Annotated in this window: 23 protein-coding genes; all 23 read left to right on the top strand. The window is 63.7% G+C overall.

All coding sequences use genetic code 11. From position 1 onward, the window contains the following. The first annotated feature begins 157 nt into the window (after positions 1-157). The 23 genes from HSDC_RS13705 (at position 158) to HSDC_RS13595 (ending at position 20,530) form a co-directional block, all read left to right on the top strand. Positions 158-436 (top strand): Rz1-like lysis system protein LysC, encoded by a 279-nt coding sequence (locus tag HSDC_RS13705; RefSeq protein ID WP_064700492.1) that lies wholly within the window; start codon positions 158-160, stop codon positions 434-436. Then, positions 433-753 carry an HNH endonuclease gene (locus HSDC_RS13700; RefSeq protein ID WP_064700491.1) on the top strand — a complete coding sequence of 107 codons (321 nt, stop codon included), beginning with the start codon at positions 433-435 and terminating at the stop codon, positions 751-753. The genes HSDC_RS13705 and HSDC_RS13700 overlap by 4 nt, the downstream gene beginning before the upstream one ends. Positions 754-889: 136 nt before the next feature. Next, positions 890-1,402: a phage terminase small subunit P27 family gene (locus HSDC_RS13695; RefSeq protein WP_064700490.1), complete on the top strand. Its 513-nt coding sequence runs from the start codon at positions 890-892 to the stop codon at positions 1,400-1,402. Then, complete coding sequence (locus tag HSDC_RS13690) at positions 1,365-3,083, top strand: terminase large subunit (RefSeq protein ID WP_082920049.1); 1,719 nt, start codon at positions 1,365-1,367, stop codon at positions 3,081-3,083. Before HSDC_RS13695 ends, HSDC_RS13690 begins: the two co-directional genes overlap by 38 nt. A gap of 10 nt (positions 3,084-3,093) precedes the next feature. Beyond that, positions 3,094-4,353 (top strand): phage portal protein, encoded by a 1,260-nt coding sequence (locus HSDC_RS13685; RefSeq protein ID WP_064700489.1) that lies wholly within the window; start codon positions 3,094-3,096, stop codon positions 4,351-4,353. Beyond that, on the top strand, positions 4,340-5,059 hold the full coding sequence (locus HSDC_RS13680; RefSeq protein ID WP_064700488.1) for a head maturation protease, ClpP-related: 720 nt from the start codon (positions 4,340-4,342) through the stop codon (positions 5,057-5,059). The genes HSDC_RS13685 and HSDC_RS13680 overlap by 14 nt, the downstream gene beginning before the upstream one ends. A 69-nt stretch (positions 5,060-5,128) precedes the next feature. Next, complete coding sequence (locus HSDC_RS13675; RefSeq protein ID WP_064700487.1) at positions 5,129-6,379, top strand: phage major capsid protein; 1,251 nt, start codon at positions 5,129-5,131, stop codon at positions 6,377-6,379. Positions 6,380-6,448: 69 nt separating this feature from the next. Then, positions 6,449-6,691, top strand: coding sequence for a hypothetical protein (locus HSDC_RS16760; protein ID WP_064700486.1), 243 nt, complete (start codon positions 6,449-6,451; stop codon positions 6,689-6,691). Between the two features lie 7 nt (positions 6,692-6,698). Beyond that, complete coding sequence (locus HSDC_RS13665; protein WP_064700485.1) at positions 6,699-7,235, top strand: head-tail connector protein; 537 nt, start codon at positions 6,699-6,701, stop codon at positions 7,233-7,235. Then, a complete protein-coding gene (locus HSDC_RS13660; RefSeq protein ID WP_064700484.1) occupies positions 7,232-7,441 on the top strand; it encodes a hypothetical protein in 210 nt (69 codons plus the stop codon). Before HSDC_RS13665 ends, HSDC_RS13660 begins: the two co-directional genes overlap by 4 nt. 1 nt (position 7,442) lies before the next feature. Continuing rightward, on the top strand, positions 7,443-7,775 hold the full coding sequence (locus tag HSDC_RS13655; protein WP_064700483.1) for a phage head closure protein: 333 nt from the start codon (positions 7,443-7,445) through the stop codon (positions 7,773-7,775). After that, a complete protein-coding gene (locus HSDC_RS13650; RefSeq protein WP_082920047.1) occupies positions 7,768-8,007 on the top strand; it encodes a hypothetical protein in 240 nt (79 codons plus the stop codon). Before HSDC_RS13655 ends, HSDC_RS13650 begins: the two co-directional genes overlap by 8 nt. Then, entirely contained in the window at positions 8,000-8,467 is a 468-nt protein-coding gene (locus HSDC_RS13645; protein WP_064700482.1) for an HK97-gp10 family putative phage morphogenesis protein, read from the top strand. Before HSDC_RS13650 ends, HSDC_RS13645 begins: the two co-directional genes overlap by 8 nt. Positions 8,468-8,479: 12 nt before the next feature. Beyond that, entirely contained in the window at positions 8,480-8,839 is a 360-nt protein-coding gene (locus HSDC_RS13640; protein ID WP_064700481.1) for a DUF3168 domain-containing protein, read from the top strand. A gap of 31 nt (positions 8,840-8,870) precedes the next feature. Further along, positions 8,871-9,356 carry a phage tail tube protein gene (locus HSDC_RS13635; RefSeq protein ID WP_064700480.1) on the top strand — a complete coding sequence of 162 codons (486 nt, stop codon included), beginning with the start codon at positions 8,871-8,873 and terminating at the stop codon, positions 9,354-9,356. A gap of 5 nt (positions 9,357-9,361) precedes the next feature. Next, entirely contained in the window at positions 9,362-9,754 is a 393-nt protein-coding gene (locus HSDC_RS13630; RefSeq protein ID WP_064700516.1) for a phage tail assembly chaperone family protein, TAC, read from the top strand. Continuing rightward, positions 9,754-10,017 carry a phage tail assembly protein T gene (locus tag HSDC_RS13625; RefSeq protein WP_064700479.1) on the top strand — a complete coding sequence of 88 codons (264 nt, stop codon included), beginning with the start codon at positions 9,754-9,756 and terminating at the stop codon, positions 10,015-10,017. Before HSDC_RS13630 ends, HSDC_RS13625 begins: the two co-directional genes overlap by 1 nt. A gap of 60 nt (positions 10,018-10,077) precedes the next feature. Beyond that, positions 10,078-10,689: a hypothetical protein gene (locus HSDC_RS13620; RefSeq protein ID WP_064700478.1), complete on the top strand. Its 612-nt coding sequence runs from the start codon at positions 10,078-10,080 to the stop codon at positions 10,687-10,689. A gap of 60 nt (positions 10,690-10,749) precedes the next feature. Further along, positions 10,750-13,317, top strand: a complete 2,568-nt coding sequence (locus HSDC_RS13615) for a coiled-coil domain-containing protein (protein ID WP_064700477.1) — start codon at positions 10,750-10,752, stop codon at positions 13,315-13,317. Then, complete coding sequence (locus HSDC_RS13610) at positions 13,314-13,901, top strand: hypothetical protein (RefSeq protein ID WP_137055317.1); 588 nt, start codon at positions 13,314-13,316, stop codon at positions 13,899-13,901. Before HSDC_RS13615 ends, HSDC_RS13610 begins: the two co-directional genes overlap by 4 nt. Continuing rightward, on the top strand, positions 13,901-14,497 hold the full coding sequence (locus HSDC_RS13605) for a hypothetical protein (protein WP_064700475.1): 597 nt from the start codon (positions 13,901-13,903) through the stop codon (positions 14,495-14,497). The genes HSDC_RS13610 and HSDC_RS13605 overlap by 1 nt, the downstream gene beginning before the upstream one ends. Further along, the gene (locus HSDC_RS13600; protein WP_211612796.1) at positions 14,494-14,907 is read left to right on the top strand and encodes a DUF6950 family protein; all 414 of its coding nucleotides are present in this window, start codon (positions 14,494-14,496) and stop codon (positions 14,905-14,907) included. The genes HSDC_RS13605 and HSDC_RS13600 overlap by 4 nt, the downstream gene beginning before the upstream one ends. Beyond that, the gene (locus HSDC_RS13595) at positions 14,900-20,530 is read left to right on the top strand and encodes a phage tail tip protein J-related protein (RefSeq protein ID WP_064700473.1); all 5,631 of its coding nucleotides are present in this window, start codon (positions 14,900-14,902) and stop codon (positions 20,528-20,530) included. The genes HSDC_RS13600 and HSDC_RS13595 overlap by 8 nt, the downstream gene beginning before the upstream one ends.

The following is a 20,530-nucleotide window of genomic DNA, read 5'->3' as shown; positions in this document are numbered from 1 at the left end:
TGACAAGCAGAAGACGGCATAGGAGATGGCTTAGCGTCTGGTGGGCAAGGAAATGTGTATGAGAGAGCTGCCCTGCGAGATCGCGATGAACGGCTGCAGCGCGAGGGAGAGCTCGTCGACCTCATGCGGCAGGCAGCCCGAGACCTGGAGCGTACCGATGCCGAGACTGCTGATTGGGCTGATCAGTTCGTGCCTTCTGCTGCTCGTGAGTGGCTGCGCCGGCTCCCAGCCGAAGACGGTGAAGGTTCCGGTGATAGTGGCGCCGGAGGTGCCGCCACACCTGGTGGAACCACTGCCGGCCCCGAGTCGAGCGGAGATGACGCACAACCGGGATCTGCTGCAGCTGCTCGCTGACTATGAGTCGCTCCGCCGCCGCGCCAATGCAGATCGCGCTGCCGTGGTGGAGATACTGAGCAACGACGTCGGGGTGGAATGATGAGCGTCACTGAACGACGTGGCAGCGCCGCGAGCCGTGGTTATGGCCACAAGTGGCGCCAGGCGCGGGATGGCTGGTTGCGCAAGCATCCGCTGTGCGCGATGTGCCAGCGACGCGATCAGGTGACGCCGGCTACGGTCGTCGACCATATCGTTCCCCATCGTGGAGACATGGCGCTGTTCTGGGATCGGGACAACTGGCAGTCACTGTGCAAGCCATGCCATGACATCGACAAGGCGCGGCTCGAGGCTGGCGGCTCGCTCCCGGGCTGCGATTCGTCCGGCGTCCCCCTCGACCCCGGCCACCACTGGCGGTGAGGGAGGGGGCATCCAAAAGTTCGCAGCCGGGCGCCGCCGAGACCGCCCGGCCCACTCTCTTTTTTTAAGCGGGAAAAATGGGAGGGGGGTATCCCTGAGATGGGTACCGGTCCCCACCAGTTGAAGGAGGTTCGCCATGGCAGGCAATCGGAACTCCGGGCGTAAGCCGCTGCCGGCGAACGTCCATATGATTCGCGGCAACCCGAGCAAGAAGTCGGCTCATGAACTGGAAGGCTCGGGCCAGCAGCAGCTGCCGGCTGAGATTCCGCCGTGCCCGGCATTCCTGCACAAGGATGCCAAGGCAGAGTGGAAGCGGATCACGAAGGATCTGCAGACCCTGGGGCTGATCAGCAAGCTGGACCGAGGCGAGCTGGCGGTCTACTGCCAGGCCTGGTCGGACTGGAAGCGAGCCCGAGAGAAGATCGCCGAAATGGAAGACGCGGGGTTCGTTGAGATGACGCCCAGCGGCTACAAGCAGATGTCGGTCTGGATGCAGATCGCGAACCGCGCCGAGGAGCGCATGAGGAAGGCCGGTGGCTCGTTCGGTCTGAACCCGTCGGCCCGGTCCAGCCTGGGCGCCGGTACGGTGCAACAAGGAGAGCTGTTCCCCAATGAGCAAGCGGAGACCGCCCGAAAGTACGGACTGTGACCGCGTCACGGCCTACGCGAGAGCGGTTGTCGATCGCGAGCTGATCGCTGGGCCCCAGGTTCGTAATGCGTGCGCACGTCACCTGCGTGATTTGGAGGACGGCCCCACTCGCGGGCTCTACTGGGACATCGAGGCTGCCGATCATGCGATCGGCTTTTTCGAGGAAGTGCTTCGCCTCAATGGCGGCCAGTACGAAGGGTTGCCCTTCGAGGTGCTGCCCTGGCAGGCCTTCATCATCGGCAGCCTGTTTGGCTGGAAAGGGGAGGATGGATTCCGCCGTTTCCGCGTGGCGTATATCGAGACGGCCAAGGGCTCCGGCAAGTCGCCGCTCGCTGGCGGTGTCGGGCTCTACGGGCTGGTTGCCGATGGCGAGCGGCGAGCTGAGGTCTACGCTGCGGCGACGAAGAAGGACCAGGCGCAGATCCTGTTCCGCGACGCGGTGGCCATGGTCGATCAGTCGCCGTTGCTGGCCCACAACATCGCCAAGAGTGGCGCCCCCGGGAAGGAATACAACCTCGCGTTTCACAAGACGGCGAGCTTCTTCCGCACCGTCTCGGCGGATGATGGTCAGTCCGGCCCTCGGCCCCACATTGCGCTGCTCGATGAGATCCACGAGCACAAGACCGCGATGGTCGTGGAGATGATGCGTGCTGGCACCAAGAGCCGCGAACAAGCACTGATCTTCATGATCACCAATTCCGGTACCGATCGCCTGACGGTCTGCTGGGACTACCACGACTATGCCGACAAGGTCGCCTCTGGCGTGCTCGAGGACGATTCCTTCTTCGGCTTTGTCTGTGGCCTGGACGAGACCGACGATCCGTTCGATGACGAGGAATGCTGGTACAAGGCCAATCCCTCGCTGGCCTACGGCATCCCGGGGCTGAAGTACTTGCGTGAGCAGGTGACCCAGGCGCGTGGCATGCCCTCGAAGGAGGCCACTGTGCGGCGACTCAATTTCTGCCAGTGGGTGCAGGCCGACAACCCGGCCATCAGTCGCGATGCCTGGCTGGCCACGCAGGACGATGGATTCGACATGGATCGGCTGCTCGGCCGCCGTTGCGTGGCAGGGCTCGACCTCTCCAGCACCCAGGACCTGACATCGCTCGTGCTGATGTTCGAGCCCGTTGAGGATGACCCGGTCTGGCGGATGGTGCCCTGGTTCTGGCTGCCCGAGGAAGGGCTGGCCAGAAAGGCCGAGACCGACCGCGTTCCGTACCTGGTGTGGCAGAAGGATGGCCACCTCGACACGTCGCCCGGGCGAGCGATCAACAAGCGCCACGTCCTGCATCGGCTAGTCGACATCACCGAGCGCTATGACCTACTCGGCATTGGGTTCGATCGCTGGCGGATCGAGGATCTGCAGGCGCTCATCGAGGACGAGGGCGTGAGCCTGCCGCCTCTGACCCCGGTGGGCCAGGGCTTCAAGGACATGTCGCCGGCCGTCGACGAGTTCGAGCGCCGGCTGGTCAATGCCGAACTGCGCCACCAGGGCCACCCGGTGCTGACCTGGTGTGCGGCCAACGCGGTGTATGCCGAGGACCCGGCGGGTAACCGCAAGATCGACAAGCGCAAGAGTACCGGTCGCGTCGACGGTGTCGTCGCGGCGGTGATGGCCACTTCCCTGACGTTGGGCGAACTGGCCGAGCCGGAACCAGAACCTGATTTCATCGAGCTGTGACGGGAGCGCCATGCGCAATCTACTCAATCGCCTGACGGGCCTGGGTGCCGGGTCCGGGGCCGAGACCCGTGAAGAGCCGACGGTGACCCCGGACCCCAGCATCAGCAACGAGACCGTCAGCAGCGGTGACGTCGATGGCATGATGGAGCTGTTTCAGACGGCCCCGAGCTACGCCGGCCCGCCCGTGACCGCCGAGACAGCGATGCGTGTCACCGCCGTCTATGCCTGTGTGCGGATGCTCTGCGGGGCCGTGGCCACCATGCCGGTGCACATCTACCGTCGTACCGAGACGGGGCGTGAGCGTGTCGATCACCGGCTGTGGTGGGTGCTGAATCAGGAAGCCTCTTCGATGTTTACGGCGGCGGCACTGTGGGAGTACCTGCTGGCGTCGATGATGCTGCGAGGCGATGGCCTGGCGCGTATTCGCCGCAACCGGGCCGGCCAGGTCACGGCGCTGGAGCCCTTGCCGCGCCAGAAGACCATCATCGAGAAGGTCGACGGCCGGCTACGCTACTACGCCTACCTCGATGAAGAGGGCTATGTCGGCCTCGATCAGGACGACGTGCTGCATCTCCCCAATGTCGGTTTCGATGGCGTGAGCAGTCCCTCGGTGATTGGGCAGGCCGCCAAACAAGGCATCGGCCTGGCGATGGCTGCCGAGGAATACAGCGCCCGTTTCTTCAGCAATGGGGCCCGGCCGGATCATGTCATCACTATGGATGGCACGCCGACCCAGGAGCAGCTCGATCGCATTCGCAACAGCTGGCTCAAGCGGCACAGCGGAGCCGCCAACGCCCACCTGCCGGGCATGTTGGTGGGTGGGGCCAAGGTGCATCAGATCACCATGAATGCCGAAGATGCTCAGCTGATGGAGGCCCGGCAGTTCCAGGTGACTGACATCGCCCGTGCCTTCGGCCTCCCGGGCTGGATGATCAATGCCAACGAGAAGTCCACCAGCTGGGGGAGTGGCCTCGAGCAGATGGGGCTCGGCTTCATCATCTACACCTTGCAGCCGCACCTGACGCGCTGTGCCCAGGAGATCAACCGCAAGCTGTTGCGCAATCGCCAGTTGTTCGCCGAGTTCAACGTCAACGCCCTGCTGCGAGGCGACGCCAAGACGCGCGCCGAGTATTACAAGTCCGCGCTCGGCGGCACTCAGGCGCCCGGATACATGACGCCCAACGAGGTCCGGGCCAAGGAGAACCTGCCGCCGGTCAAAGGTGGCGATCAACTGTATTCCCCCGAGGTGACGTCCAATGCCGATGCCTAAGCTGCTGCAACTGTTCCTGGATAACCAGGCGCGGCCCAAGGATTTCCGTGCTGAAACCAACGACCGGCGAGGCGAGGTCTATCTCTACGACGCCATCGGTGACTGGTTTGGTATCAGCGCCGAAGCCTTCAACCGGGAGGTTCGGGCGATGGAGGGGGAGATCGACGAGATTCACCTCTATATCAATTCCCCGGGTGGCGATGTCTTCGAGGCCCGCGCGATGGCCACCGCGTTGTCGCAACTCAAGGTCAAAACGGTCTCGCACATCGAGGGCCTAGCGGCCAGCGCCGCGACCTTCCTGCCCATGGTGACCGACGAGGTCGAGATGACCGATGGCGGCTTCTTCATGATCCACGAGGCGTGGACGCTGACCATGGGAAACAAGCGTGACCACCAGCAGCAGGTCGACCTGCTGACCAAGGTGGATGACTCCATCCTCGAGGCCTATGCCAAGCGCACCGGTGCCGAGCGCGACCAGCTCGTCGCCTGGATGGAGGCCGAAACCTGGTTCACTGCAGAAGAGGCGAAAGAGCATGGCTTCATCACCAGCATCCTCGAGACCCAGCGGAAGCAAAGCAACGCTGCCCGCTGGAACCTGGGTGCCTACCACAACACCCCAAGGGCCCTCACTGAAGGCCCGTCCCCGGAACAGCTTTACGACCGAGCGCAAGCCGAACGACGGCTCGCGCTGATCGAAAGGCAATAGCGGGCTCCCGCTTGCCAACTTCCAGGCCGCCCTCGAGGCGGCCTTTTTGTCACTGAAGGAGACAGCATCATGCCTCAGAGCATTCAAGACCTGCGGGAGCAGCGCACCAAGGCCGCCAAGAGCGCCCGCGAGCTGCTCGACCAACACCCCGGCGACAAGTGGGGCGAAGAGCAGGACACGCAGTACAACAACCTGATCGGCGAGATCGACAACCTCGACGCCCAGATCGATCGCCAGCAGAAGCTGCTCGATCGTGAAGCCGAGGAAAAGCACCGCGTTGAAGACCGCGCTGGGCGCGACGGGATTTCCACCGATGAAGCAACCGCGCTCAAGCAAAAGGAGAGCGAGATCTTCCGTGCCTGGATGCAGGGCGGGGTCGAGGGTCTCAACGCTGAGCAGCGCGAACACGTCCAGGCCATGCGCCAGAAGATGCTGGAAAACGCCATGAGCACCGGCACTGGCAGCGAGGGCGGTTACCTGGCGCCGGACCAGTTCAGCGGCGAACTGCTCAAGGCGCTGAAGGAATTCGGCGGCATGCGCGAGGCTTCTCGGGTCATCCAGACCGCGAGTGGTGTGGCGATCAACTGGCCGACCACCGATGCGACCAGCGAAGAAGGCGAGATCGTCGGCGAGAACGCCCAGGTCACGACCGGTGAGACCAGTTTCGGAACCCTGCCGCACGGCACCTACAAGTTCTCGTCCAAGTCCATCGCGCTGCCCTTCGAGCTGCTGCAGGACAGCGAGATCGATCTCGAGGCTTATGTGCGCGAGTTGCTGCAGGAACGTCTGGGCCGGATCACCAACCGGATGTTCACCACCGGCTCGGGTACCGGCCAGCCTCACGGTATCGTCACCAGCTCTGCATCCGGCAAGATCGCCCCGACCGGGCGGGTCGACAGTGCCACCTACGATGACCTGGTGGACCTGGAGCACAGTGTCGATCCCGCCTATCGGCGCAGTGGCAACGTGGGGTACATGTTCCACGACATGACCCTGCGTGAGCTGAAGAAGCTCAAGGACGGCGACGGTCGCCCGCTGTGGGTGCCGGGGGTGGCGGTGAGCGAGCCCGATACGCTCAACGGGTATCGTTATACCATCAACCAGCACATGGCTCAGCTCGGTGCCGGCAACAAGCCGATCCTCTTCGGCGACTTCGCCAAGTACATCATCCGCGATGTCATGCAGGTTCAGTTCTTCCGCATGACCGACTCCAAGTACACCGAGAAGGGGCAAGTTGGTTTCCTCGCCTTCATGCGCTCCGGTGGTCGTCTGATGGATGTGGGCGGTGCCGTGAAGCACTTCCAGAACGCGGACAGCTGATCCCGTTCGGCAACCATCCGGGCCGGCGCTGTCGGCCCGGCCATGCATTAACCATCATGGAGAATCCCCATGGCCGGTACCAAGACGACTCAGCAGCCCACCGAGGATGCCAAGACACCGGAGCAAAAGCTGCCCAGTCACCAGACGGTGCTGATCCTGCGCGACGAACGTGTGGGGCAGAACGACTACAAGCCCGGTGATACCCCCAAGCTGACCTATGATCGGGCTCAGCAGCTCATCAAGCGAGGGGCTGCTGACGGTGATCATGGGGCCATTCGCGCTGCCCAGGCGCGTCGCAAGGCCAAAGGTTGAAGCAGCCATGACGACAGTGCGTAGCCGCCGAATCGTCGAGCCAACGGAAGAGCCGATCACCCTGGCAGAGGCCAAGACGCAGGCGCGGATTGATCACGATCACGAGGATGATTTCGTCGCCTCGCTGATCGCCACCGCGCGGGATGTTGCCGAACAACGTCTAGGCCGAGCGCTCATCACACAGACCTGGGAGCAGCGTGGCTTGCCGCGTGACGGTGTGATCGAGCTACGCCGCTGGCCGGCGATTGAGGTCGTGAGCGTTGAGGATGCCGCCGGCGAATTGGCGCCAGAGGCCTGGAAGGCCGAGGTGGGGGAGTTCCCCGAGGTGAGGTTGATCAACTACCAAGGCGGTCCTGTCACCGTCACCTATACCGCCGGTTACGGTGACGCGGCGGACGATGTCCCGGAATCTATCCGGCGCTGGATGTTCGTTGCCGTGGCCACCATGTACGAGCATCGCGAGGCTGAGGTGACGGGCACGATCGTCAGCAGCCTCGGCTACGTCGATAACCTGCTCGAATGCTATCGGGTACCCGCAATATGAGTGATTCCCAGGTCGGTAACGACTCCCGACTGATCGAAGCGCTGAAGGAATCAGCTGCCGCCCAGCGCGAGTCGGCCGCTGCCATGCGCGATCTGGCCGAAAGCAACCGCGCCATGATCGATCTGCTGGCCGAGCAAATGGCCGATGAGGTCGGCGGCGACGAGGAGCCCGAGCGGTATCTCGACGGGACGCCGGTGGAGAGATGATATGCAGGCGGGAAAGCTGCGACATCGGGTGCGCTTCGAGCGGCCTGCGAACACCCAGGACCCTGTCACCGGCGAACCGAAGCCGGGCTGGGAGCCGGTGGTCACGCTGTGGGCATCGATCGAAGCGCTCAGCGCCCGCGAGTTCATCGCTGCCAAGGCCGGCCAGGTCGAGGTGACGGCGCGGATCGGCATCCGCTATCACCCAGCGATCGACGACACCATGCGGGCGGTGCATGGCGACACGGTCTATGACATCCACGGCGTGCTGCCGGACCCACGCAGCCGGCGCCACTACTTGACGCTGCCGGTCAGCGAGGGGGTGAAGGATGGATAAGTTCAGCATGACCAAGCTGGGGCCTGATCACATCCATACGCCACATGATGGTGGTGGTGCGCGCGATGTCTTCGTCGATGGCCGAAAGGTGGATGGCGCGTTCTATGCCGACACCAAGCGCGGCATTGTCGACTACTACCCCAAGCCTCTGAAGATCCACAAGCGAGGCAAGCGGGTTATTACGCGGCGCCTGCGAGGCCATGTCGAGGTCGTGAGAAAGTCCGATGGCTGACGCGATCACGTTCGAGGTCCATGGCCTCAAGGAGCTGGGCGACCGCCTCGACAACATCGCCCAGGAACCCAAGCGCAAGGGCGGGCGCTTCGCACTGCGCAAGGCCGCGAACAAGGTGCGGGACGAAGCCAAGGCCAGGGCCCAACGGATCGATGACCCAACCTCAGCGGCCGAGATCAACGAGAACATCGTGGTCCGTTGGGATGGCAAGCACTTCCGGCGGACCGGCGAGCTCAAGTTCAAGGTCGGCGTGATGGGCGGCGCCGGCGGTAGCGCCAAGAGCGAGCGCTATGCCGGCCTGCCGGGTGGCGACACTCGCCACTGGCGTCATGTCGAGTTCGGTACCGAGCGGACCCGAGCCCAACCGTTCATGCGCCCCGCGCTGGCCGAGAGCATCTCGGCGGCCACCGAGGAATTCGTGCGCGAGTACAACAAGAAGCTCGACCGCCTGTTGAAGTGAGGCCCCAGCCCCATGTTCCCCCCGATTTACGCACTCTGCACAGCAGACAGCGCGGTCAGCGAACTGCTGGGATCTCGCCTCTATCCGGCGGGTGATGCGCCCCAGGGCGTGGCGCTGCCCTACGCCGTGTGGCAGATCATCCCCGGCGGCGCCCCCGAGAACTACCTGGCGGATCGGCCGGATGCCGACAGCTACACGCTGCAGGTGGACGTCTATGCCAGCTCTGTCAGTGCAGCTGGCGACGTGACTGAGGCGTTGCGCGACGTCATCGAGAGGCATGCCTACATCGTTCGATGGGGTGCCCTGGACACCGACCCCGATACGGGGAATCGGCATATCAGTTTCGACGTGGACTGGATAGTTCACCGATAACCCACCGCCCCGAGGGGGATAGGAGAGAAGCATGTCAGTACTTACACAGGGCACGAACATTTACTTCCTGGACCTGACGGCATCGGGTGGCCCTGCCGTCGTTCGGGTCAAGGGCGCGACGGCCCACAACCCTGGCGGCAACCCGGCCGGGCAGATCGACGACACCGATCTGGATGAAACGAAGGCCAAGCAATACAAGCGAGGCCTTCAGGACCCCGGCCAGGCCAGCCTGACGATCAAGGCCGACCCGGCCGAGCCGAGCCATATTCGCCTGCATGAGCTGTTGAGCGGGCCGGAGATCGTGATCGCGGTGGGCTGGGCCGATGGCACGGATGCGCCCGAGGTGAATACCGAAGGGAACGGTTTCAATTTCCCGAACACCCGCACCTGGTACACCTACAGTGCCTATGTGGCGGACTTCCCGTTCGATTTCCAGAGCGAGGCGCTGGTCAACACACAGATCAGCCTGCAGCGCTCTGGCGCGGGCAAATGGATCAAGAAAGGAGCCACAACGTGAGCACCATGAATTTGACGCTTGAAAGCCTGCAGGAGATGGGGGCGTTCACCGGCGCCCCCGTCGAGAAAGAAGTCACCTGGAAGCAAGATGGCCAGAAGCTGAAGGCCACGGTCCATGTGCGCAAGCTCTCCTACCACTCGGCGCGCACCGACATTGCCGCGATGAAAGGGGATGCCGATGGCCTGGCTGGGCGTATCGCCGCCTGCATCTGCCACGCCGATGGTACCCCGGTGTTCACCGTGGGCGACATCACCGGTGATGCCGACCCGGATCGCGGGCCGCTCAACAGCAACCTGACCATGGCCCTGCTCAACGTGATCGGAGAGGTGTCCGGCCTGGGAAAATCCACGACCCGGCGGAGATCACAGGGGAGGAAGAAGTCTGGCACGAGCTCGTGATGTGCGGCATCGGCGGTCGCACGATCGCCGAGGCACAGCAGCGCCTGAGCTATGACGAGTTCTGCCGCTGGGTCGCGTTCCGCCGGCGTCGCGGGTCGTTGCATTGGGGGATGCGCATCGAGCGCAGCATCGCGCAGCTCTCAACGCTCTACGCCAACGCACACCGCAAGAAGGGTGCCGAGCCACTCAGCATCCACGACTTCATGCTTCATGAGGACGAACCCGAGCTGACGCTCGAGCAGGCTATGGAGGCGTGGCAGTGATCTGGTCATCAAGATAATGGCATGTGCTAGAGTCACCTTACCTATGGATGAGGGGGTCTCATGCGAGCTTTGATTGCTGCCATTGGCACCACTCTTCTCGCCGGGTGTGCAACGAACTCGGTGGATGAGTCACTGCTGAATAAACCTGGAGTCGAGCTATCAAGCGACAGCTCAGGCATCGCTTATATCGAAACGGTGGAGATAAACAAGCCAGGCTACCAGCTGGAGAAGGACGATCTTCCTCTTTGCCTGGTTAAGAACGTCAGCAACCCATCAGTCACCTTGAAGGGGCGGTCATCAACCTATGTGAGCCCCTTCACTGGGATCGCTTATTCGGATACAGAGACCTCTGATGTGGCTGGCGGCGAAGTTCTGAAATACGTGACAGAAGATGGGCTCGAGGCGGTTGCTCAAGGGGTTGAGAAGTACGCGCCTAGTTCTATTGGGATGACCCTGGAGAAATACCTGCGGTATAGCCTGGGGGTGAAGGTGTCAGCCAATTCGACGACCTATCACTTCGATAAACTCGAGCAGGCGTTGGAAGATGCAGGCGCGACGAGCCTGATGGGATTCAAGAAGGTTGGAGCTTGGAGCTCTTCAGATCCTGTTGCTGCCTACTCAACCCTGGAGTCGATAGCCGACCGAATAGATCGATGTCTCGCATCTAGGTAGAACGAACCTTTCCCAACTAGCCCCGCCATTGTGCGGGGCTTTTTATCGCCTGGAGAAACGATGGCCACACGCTCTCTTGGTCAGCTGACACTCGACCTGGTTGCCAGGATCAGTGGATTTGAAAAGCCGTTGGAGCAAGCTGCCCGGACCAGTCAGCGCCGTATGCGCCAGATTGAGCGTGATGGCCGTGATGCCGCGAGGGGAGTTGCAACGGTTGCCACGGCTGCGGCCGCCGCTGGAGCCGGAGTGTTGGCATATAGCCATCATGCAGCTCAGTCTGCGCGCGAAACGCAGCGCCAGGCCCAGATTGCCAATACGACTGCCAAGGAGATGCAGGCCCTGGGCTATGCCTCCGAGAGTGTCGGTGTACAGCAGGACAAGTTGGCGGACATCTATAAGGATGTGAACGACCGCGTCGGCGATTTCCTCAACACCGGCGGCGGTGAGATGAAGGACTTCTTCGAGAAGATTGCGCCGCAGGTAGGTGTCACTGCCGAGCAGTTCCGTAACCTTTCCGGCCCGGAAGCGCTCCAGCTCTACTATGACAGCCTCGAGAAGGCCAACCTCAGTCAATCTGAGATGACCTTCTATCTGGAGTCTGTCGCCGATGAAACGTCGGCGCTGATCCCCTTGTTGCGCGATGGGGGCAAGGAGTTCCGAAACCTCGCCGATGAGGCCGACACTCTGGGTATCGTGCTGTCCGACGCACAGATCGAGACCCTGGATGATATGGGGCACGACCTGGATCGCGTCATGGGCATCATGTCTGGCGCTACCCAGGTCGCAGTGGCAGAGCTGGCCCCTGGCTTATCGGCGGTGGCAGACGAGGCCATCGACCTGGCTACAGCGTTTCGAGAGGGCGACTACAGCACCCAGGTCGAGATCCTGTCGACCGCCGCCAGTGTGGCCACCGGGGCTGCTTCAGCATACGCCGCTTATCGGTCGGCGGTTGCTGCGGCCACGATTGCTCAGTGGGCCTTCAATGCCGCTGTCAACGCCAATGCGTTGGTAGCCCTGATTACAGTGTCTGGTGCGGCAGTTGGTGCGATCTATGCCTATCGCGAGGAATTGGGTCTGACGGACCCGGTGGCGCGGGCTGCTGATGAGGCCATGGATCGGCTGTCAGGTTCCATTGAGGACACCAACAAGGCAGCCCTCGATAGTGACTATGAGGCTCTGACGCTTGAGTTGCAGAGCATAGGGCTCGAAGCCGAAAGAGCAGCGGCCCAACTGGATGATCTCGAAGCTCGGCAGAGTTTCTATTCAGACAGCCACCTGGGTGTTGCCGCCAGCGCAGAGGGGGCTGCTGAGGATCAAAGAGCTCTCCTTGGCGCCCTTAAACAACGCGAACGCGAGATCGAAGCGGCGATCGAGAAGAATCGCCGACGCCGTGAGCAGTTGGGAAGTGGCGACTCTGATGATGACAATGTCGATCCGGGTGGCGGTGGTGGAGGTTCCACTACGTCAGATGAAACCGATGCCATCCAGCGGCAGATCGACGCTCTGAAGCTGCAGGCCGCCACCCTGGGGATGACCGAGGAAGAGCAGCAGCTCTACAAGCTCGCCGCCGATGGAGCTACGGATGCACAGCTGGCCCAGGCGCGGGCAGCACAGGAGGCGATTTCCAGCTACGAGGACCAGCAGCAGGCTCTCGACGATTATCGCCAGATGGTCGAGTCGCTGCGCACCCCGGAGGAACAGCTCAACGATCAGTTGCAACGCCGACTCGACCTGCTCGAGCAGGCCGAGGTGTCGCCAGAAGAACGGCAAAAGCTGCTGCCGCGCATTATCGACGAAGGGTTCAGCGACGCACCGGAATTCGAGGGGCTTGATGCAACGATCGGTGGGCCGTCGAGTGAGCTGGACAAGATCGAGGAAGCTGAAGAGCGTCTGCAGGAATGGTATGACACCCAGCTTGAGCAGCTGGCCACGTACCGAGAGGAACGTGCCGAACTTGAAGAGACCTGGAACGCGCAGGAGCGGGCACTCAAGCAAGCGCATGAGGACGAGCTGGCCCGGATTGAGTCGGCTCGTCAGTATGCCCAGCTGGCGGCGGCAGAAAGTGTCTTCGGTGATCTCTCCGAACTAACCGAGATGTTTGTCGGTGAGCAGTCTGGTGCCTATCGAGCGCTGTTCGCCACCCAGAAAGCGTTCAGCGTTGCCAGTGTCTTGCTTTCGAGCGCCGATGCCATAGGTAAGGCCTGGGCCAGCGCGCCGTTCCCTGCGAACTTGCCTGCGGTAGCGATCGCCACGGCGGAAACGGGCGCGCTGAGTGCTATGGTCGAAGGCATCAGCCTAGCCGGCATGGCCCACGACGGTATCGACCGCGTGCCTCAAGAGGGCACCTGGCTGCTCGACAAGGGCGAGCGCGTGCTGACGGCGGAGCAGGCCGATCGGTCCGACAAGGTGGACCGGGCTATTGCCTCCATTGCTGAAGGACAACGCAACGCAGGCCAGGGGGCGTTGCCGGGTGAGGGGGAGCTGCCGCCCATCTACGTTGACGCCCGGCAGTCCAGCGACCCGGTAGCAATGGAACAAGCGGCACGGCGTGGCGCGGAAGAGGGATATCGCAAGGTGTTTGAAGACGTGGCAACTAACGGCGCCATTCGGCGTGCACTGGGGGCATGATGCCAATCGAGTGGCCAGCAGGACTCAAGCCCAAGGAGATGACCTGGGGCCGGGTGTTCAACAGCCGTGCGTTCACCTCGCCGTTCACGCAGAGCCAGCAGGTGGTGACGCACCCTGGCGCCTACTGGAAGTGCACGCTGTCGTTCCGCGCGATGTACGAGGATGAAGAGCGAATCTTCAGCACCTTCCTCGGCGAGCTACAGGGCATGGCCGGCACGTTCTACCTCTACCCCTGGCGCCGGGCGCGCGCCGTCGAGGCGGGTGCCGCCCGCGTGGATGGCAGTGGCCTGGCCAGCGGCTCTCTGCGCACGCGCGGCTGGAACATCAGCCAGCAGGTGCTGACGCGCGGCGATTACATCACGGTCAACGACCAGCTGCTCGAGGTGCTGCACGACGTGTACAGCAACGGCGAGGGCCGGGCGACGATTCGTGTCTCGCCCTGGTTGCGCCGTGGACCCTCCGACGGTGACGTCATCGAGTACCTCAATCCCTACGCCGTGATGCGGCTGACCAGCGACGACGAGGAGCGTACCGTCAAGCCGTTGGTCGCCGGCGGTTCGATCGAAGCCCGGGAGGCGTTCTGATGCAGATCCATCCGTTTTCCGACGCGGTCGTCGACCTGCTCGCGCGGCCCACCGTTCGCCTGGCCTATGCCATTGAGCTCGACTTTGCCAGCGGCATGGTGCGGGCGCATTCCGGTACCGGCGAGATGGTGATCGATGGCTATACCTATTTCGGCGTCGGCCAGTTCGGCAAGATCTCGAACGCCAAGGAACGCCTCGACAGTGGCTCGCCGGCGTCGGTGACGCTGACACTCAATGGCCTGGATGATCAGCTGGTGGCCGATACCCTGCAGGAACGCTGCCGAGGGCGTGCCGCTCGCGTGATGCTGGTGGCCATCGACGAGGATGGCAGCTATGCCGCCGACATCCTGTTCAGCGGCAAGATGGATGCCGCCAAGTTGAGCTACGGCGGCCACGACGAACAGAACGCGATCCAGGTCACCGTGACCGACCGCATGGTGGACTGGCAGCGCGAGGGTACGGAGCGCTGGAGCGACGAGAACCATCGCAGCCGCCACCCCGGCGACCGCTTCTTCTACGCCGTCGCCCAGCTCGCCGACTGGCCGATCTACTGGGGCAACAAGAAAGACGCACCTTCCTTCAGCTATCCGTCATGACGATGAACCGATACCCCGACTGGCCCCACCGCCTGCAGAAGACCCTACAAGCCGCCCGCGAGGCGGCTTTTTCGTGGGGCGAACTCGACTGCTGCCTGCTCGCGGCGGACTGCTGCGTGGCCGTGTGTGGCGTCGATCCCGCCGAGCGGTACCGAGGCCGCTACACCACCGAGCGCGGTGCCAAGCGCGTGCTGGCCAATACCCACGGCTCGCTCGAGGCGGCCTGGGATGCCTGCTTTGAACGCATTCCCGTGCGCCTGGCGCAGCGCGGTGACGTCGTGCTGTTCGATGCGCCCCTGGGGCGCTGCATCGGCGTCGTCTGGGCGGGCGGTATCTGGTGCATGACCGACGATGGCGCGGCCCCGTCCCGCGCCGAGCCCTACCTGGCATGGAGAGTCGAGCATGAGTAAGGCCGTCAAGGCTGTCGCGGCCGTTGTCGTCGGTGTGGCGGTTGGGATTATGTTCACGCCGGCGGCGGGCTTTGCCGTCGGGGGCGCGCTGCTGGGCATGAGTGGTGCGCTCACGCCCAAGATGAACCAGGGCGCGAGTACGCAGACCGAGCTCAAGCAGGTGATCCGCTCCGGCAAGGAACCGGCGCATTACCAGTTCGGGCGCTCGGCCGTGGGTGGGCTGCTGTCCTGGGCCCAGGAACAACCCGGCGAGCAGGACGAGGACGAGTGGCTGCACCTGGTGTTCACGCTCAGCGAAGGGCCGATCGACAGCCTCGAGGATGTCTACCTCAACCAGGAGCCGGTGGCCGACGCCGGCGACCGCGTCGAGTATGCGCTGATCACCGACGCCTCCTCGGCCGATCCGTACCTGCTCGAGCATTCGCCCGACTGGCGGGAGGCCCAGGTCGGCGAGGGGCTGAGCTGGGTGCGCATGTCCCTGCGCTACGATCCGGAGTACTGGTCCACCGGCATCCCCAATCCGTTGTTCGTGATGAAGGGTCGGCGGGACATCTACGATCCGCGCACCGAGCAGAGCGGGTGGAGCGAGAACGCCGCCCTGGTGATTCTCTGGTACGTGCGCGAGCGCCTGGGGGTGCCCGATGACGAGATCCTCTGGGAGTCGTTCATCTCGGCGGCGAACCTCTGCGACGAGACCATCACTACTCCGGACGGTGGTACCGAGCCGCGCTACACCATCGGTGGCGGTTTCAAGGCCGACGAGCGCAAGGACCGCGTGCTGGCCGACATGGAGGCCGCTTGCGCCGGCAAGCTGCTGCGCATCGGCGGCAAGTTCGGGCTGATCGTCGGCGCCTACTACGGCCCCTACGAGTTCACGATCACCGAGGACATGGTGATCGGCTCGGTGACCGGCCAGGCCGAGGTGTCCCGCGCGGATGCGGTCAACACCATGCGCGGCAAGTTCGTCGACCCCGACCAGCGCTGGACCGAGACCGACTACCCGGCAGTGATCGTCGACCAGTGGGTGATCGATGACGGTGGCCCGATCGAGGCCACCCACGACCTGCCCTACGTCAACTCGCCGTATCAGGCCCAGCGCCTGGCCAACATCGAGCTGCGACGCCGGCGTGCCGGTGGTGCCCTCGAGATGACGCTCAACCTGGCCGGCTATGCCTGTCGTCCTGGGCGCGTGGTGCGCGTCAACCTCCCGTCACTCAACATCGACGGCGAGTTCCGCGTCACCGACTGGGACTTCCACGGCGACGAGGGCTGCAAGGTGTCGCTGGCGGCTGAGGCGCCGGAGATCTACGACGACGCTGTCGGCGTGCCGTGGGACCCGCTGGGCTTCATCTCGCTGCCCACTGGTGGCATGCCGGCGCCGAGCGGCGTGACCTATACCCTGGAGACCGTCGGCGAGGTGGTGCAGGGGCGCCTGAGCTGGAACCCGGTACCGAGCGCGATCAGCTACACCGTGGTCATCAAGCAAGGTGACAACGCCGTCCAGTCGATCCAGGTGCCGGCCGGGGTGACGACCACCACCATCGGCGGCCTGCGGTCCGGGCAGTACAGCGCCGAGGTTCGCGCCCGTGGCCATATCGGGCTGTCCGAGCCGGCCACCGTGTTCTTTGCGATCACCGCGCCGCCCATGCCCCAGGACGTGATCGTCGAGGTGGCCAACGAGAGTGTGCGCCTGATCCCGGTCCTCGACTGGAATGGCACCCCGGTGCAGTTCGAGTTCTGGTATTCGCCGAGTAGCCTGTCCACCGGCCAGATCGAGGCCAATGCCCAGTACCTCACCACCGGGGCAAGCCTGGTGCATACCGGGCGGCAGTGGGAGCGGACGTACTACTACTGGGTCCGTACCGTGAACGCCTACGGGGTGAGTGGCTGGTATGCCGTGACGGCCACCACCACCGCCGACTTCGATCAGGAATGGGCCGAGATCAATGATCGCCTGAATCGCCCCGGCGGCCTGGTCGATCAGTTCCAGAGTGCCGACAGCGTTCTCGACGACCGTGTCGACGATGTGCAGCAGCAGGCCCAACAGGCCCTGAACGATGCCCAGCAGGCCCTGGATGACGCGGCGGCCAACGGCGGGCTCATCGACACCGTCCAACAGCAAGCCCAACAGGCGCTTTCGGACACCCAGAAGGCGATCGATGACGCCATCGCCAACGGCGGCCGCATCGACGATGTCCAGCAGCAGGCGCAACAGGCCCTCTCCGATGCCCAGCAGGCCATCGATGACGCCGTCGCCAACGGCGGTCGCATCGACACCGTGCAGCAGCAAGCGCAGCAGGCGGTCGATGACGCCCAACAGGCGATCGACAACGCGGCCGCCAATGGGCTGGTGATCAGTGATGTGCAGAGCACCGTCGATGCCGCGCAACTGACCATCGACCAGCTGCGCCAGGACGTGGATGGCCTCGAGCAGAACGGCGTCACGATGGCCGAGCTGGAGCGCGTCACCCAGCAGATGAACGATCTGACGGCGCTGCAGTATGCGGCCCTGCATGCCCGCACCGCCGGCAATGCGGCCCTCATCGACGTCACGCAACGTGTCCAGATCAGCGACAAGGCGGCGCTCACCCAGATGGTCCGGGCCCAGGAGAGCCGGATCGACGAGAACCGCGCCCAGCTGACCACCATCGACACCACCTATGCCGACAAGGTGGCTGCCCTGTCTTCACGCATCGGCGAGCTGTCGGCGACGATCGATGCCTTGCCTCAGTTCAGCAGCGGGTTCGAGCCGGGGGCCGATTTCGATCAGTGGACCGTTGGCGACGATGACACGCTCACGGCCGATACCAGCGATCCTTTCGCCGGCGTGCAGTCTGCGTTGATCACGTCGACGGCGGGTGATCCGGGGTCAGGTAATACCACCGGCGGTACCTACGCGGCCATTCCCTCCGGCGCCACGGACGCCTTCGAGGGCTACGAGGTCATCGTCTCGATTGCCGCGCGGCAGCCCGATAGCAATGCGTCGGCTGAGTTCGCTGTGGCGTACTCCACGGCCAGCGTCGGCAACAGCGGCTGGCAACGCTTCTCGCCGGGGCCGACCTGGGACACCTATGAGTTTCGCTACACGGTCCCCGAGGGATCGAACAGCACGACCGATTATATCGGCATCTGGGGGGACACCGCCGGCGGTGGTGGCGGCGTGATGATCGATGCCGTCAACGTCCGGCGGGCCAATGCCGAGATCCAGGAAATCACGGCGCTGCTCGAACAGGAACAGGCGGCGCGTGTGGACGGCGACAAGGCGAATGCGCTGAATCACCAGAACCTCAAGACGGCATTCGAGGACAATCGCGCTCAGGTCAGCCGTGACCTGCAATCGCTCACCGATGAGACCCAGAGCCTGGGGCGTGACCTGACCGCGCTGGAGGCGGATTACGAGGACAACAAGGCGGCCGTCGGTCAGGAGCTCACGGTGCTCAGCGATGACACCCAGGCCATCGCCGGGCGCCTGAACACTGCCGAGAGCACTATCGGTGAACACACTGCCTCGATCGAGGACAACCAGCAGACCCTGGCGCTCAACGAGGTCGTACAGACGATCGCCGATCTGGCGCTGAGTGCCCAGGCCGCCGGCGGCTCGGCGGTGCAGGACGTCGAGCGCATCGTGCGTGTCGACGAAGAGCAGGCGATCTCGTTGCGGGTCGAGATGCTGCGGGCCGACTTCGAGGGCAACCGCTCTCAGGTCGATGTGCGGCTGACCTCGCTGGTGACCGATACCCAGGCATTGGCCGAGGACCTGTCGGTGCTGGAGGTCGACTACGAGGCCAACAAGAGTGCGGTGAGCCAGGACCTGGCCGCACTCGCGGACGATACCCAGGCGCTGGCCCAGGACCACTCGGTGCTCGAGACCGATTATCAGGACAACAAGACGGCCGTCGATCAGCAGCTGACGGCGTTGTCCGACGAGACGCAGGCCCTGGCCCAGGACCACACGGCCCTACAGACTGACTATGAGGACAACAAAACCAACGTCAGTCAGCAACTGACAGCGCTCTCCAACGAGACACAGGCACTGGGGCAGGACGTCACCGACCTGGAAGCCGATTACCAGAGCAACAAGAGCGCGGTGAGTCAGGACCTGGCCGCGCTCGCGGACGACACCCAGGCCCTGGCGCAGGATCACACGGCCTTAGAGACCGACTATCAGGACAACAAGGCCAGCGTCGACGACCGACTGACCTCGCTGTCGAACGATACCGAGTCGCTGGGGCAGAGCCTGACCGCGCTGGAGGCGGATTACGAGGACAACAAGGCGGCTGTCGGTCAGGAGCTCACGGTGCTCAGCGATGACACCCAGGCCATCGCCGGGCGCCTGAACACCGCCGAGAGCGACATCGGCAAGAACACTGCATCGATCGAGGACAACCAGCAGACCCTGGCGCTCAACGAGGTCGTGCAGACGATCGCCGATCTGGCGCTGAGTGCCCAGGCCGCCGGCGGCTCGGCGGTACAGGACGTCGAGCGCATCGTGCGTGTCGATGAAGAGCAGGCGATCTCGCTGCGGGTCGAGACGCTGCGGGCCGACTTCGAGGGCAACCGCTCTCAGGTCGATCTGCGGTTGACCTCGCTGGTGACCGATACCCAGGCGCTGGCTCAGGACCTGTCGGTGCTGGAGGTCGACTACGAGGCTAACAAGAGCGCGGTGAGTCAGGACCTGGCGGCGCTCGCGGACGACACCCAGGCGCTGGCCCAGGACCACTCGGCGCTCGAGACCCACTATCAGGACAACAAGACGAGTGTCGATCAGCAGCTGACCGCCCTCAGCAATGAGAGCCAGGCCCTGGCCCAGGACCATGCCGCCCTCGAGACCGACTATGAGGACAACAAAAGCTCAGTCAGCCAGGAACTGACGGCGCTCAGCAATGACACCAGTGGACTCTCACAGCGACTCGACGAGTATGAGGTCGAGGTCGACGACCAGTTCGCCAGCGTCGATCAGCAGATCGGCGCCGTCTATGACCCGCAGACCGGCGCGGTGGCCCAAGCGGTGACGACGGTCAACGTCAATGGCCGCAAGGGCATGCTGGGCATCCAGGTTGATGGCGAGCTCGCCGAGATCGTGGGTATCGCCGATCAGTTCGCGATCCAGAACCCGGTCAACGGTGAGCTGGTGACGGCCTTTGTTGTCGCCGATGGCCGGGTCGTGATGCGTGATGTGCTGATCCGTGATGCCGCGATCACGACACTCAAGATCGCCGGCGAGGCCGTCACGGTGGGAGTCGCGTCCCGCTCGTCCGCGTGGGTGTCGGGGCTATGGGGCGGCAAGGAAGTCATCGCGGGGTCCATCGACCCCCAGGGTGGGCGCGTGATCGTGAATTTTTCCTGCATACAGCGACCGCCCTGGAACTCCCAGTCGGACTCTCGGGGAAGGGCAAAATTCACCGTCTACCGCGATGGCCACGTGATCTGGAGCGAGACCTTTTACTGGGAGGGCACGACGTATGAGACCCGGCAGCCCATGAATATCTTCTTCGTCGATGGCAACCGGAATGGCATGAAGCGGTATTCCGTCGAAATACAAACGTTCAACGATAGCTTGGGTGGTGGTGATCATCCGAACTATCGGGATTTTTCGCTCGGTGTCGATGGGTACAAGAGGTAG

Origin of the sequence: Halomonas caseinilytica, assembly GCF_001662285.1 — a bacterium.
In the GTDB taxonomy this organism is placed as follows: Bacteria; Pseudomonadota; Gammaproteobacteria; order Pseudomonadales; family Halomonadaceae; genus Halomonas; species Halomonas caseinilytica.
This window is presented reverse-complemented; position numbering and strand designations above follow the sequence as displayed.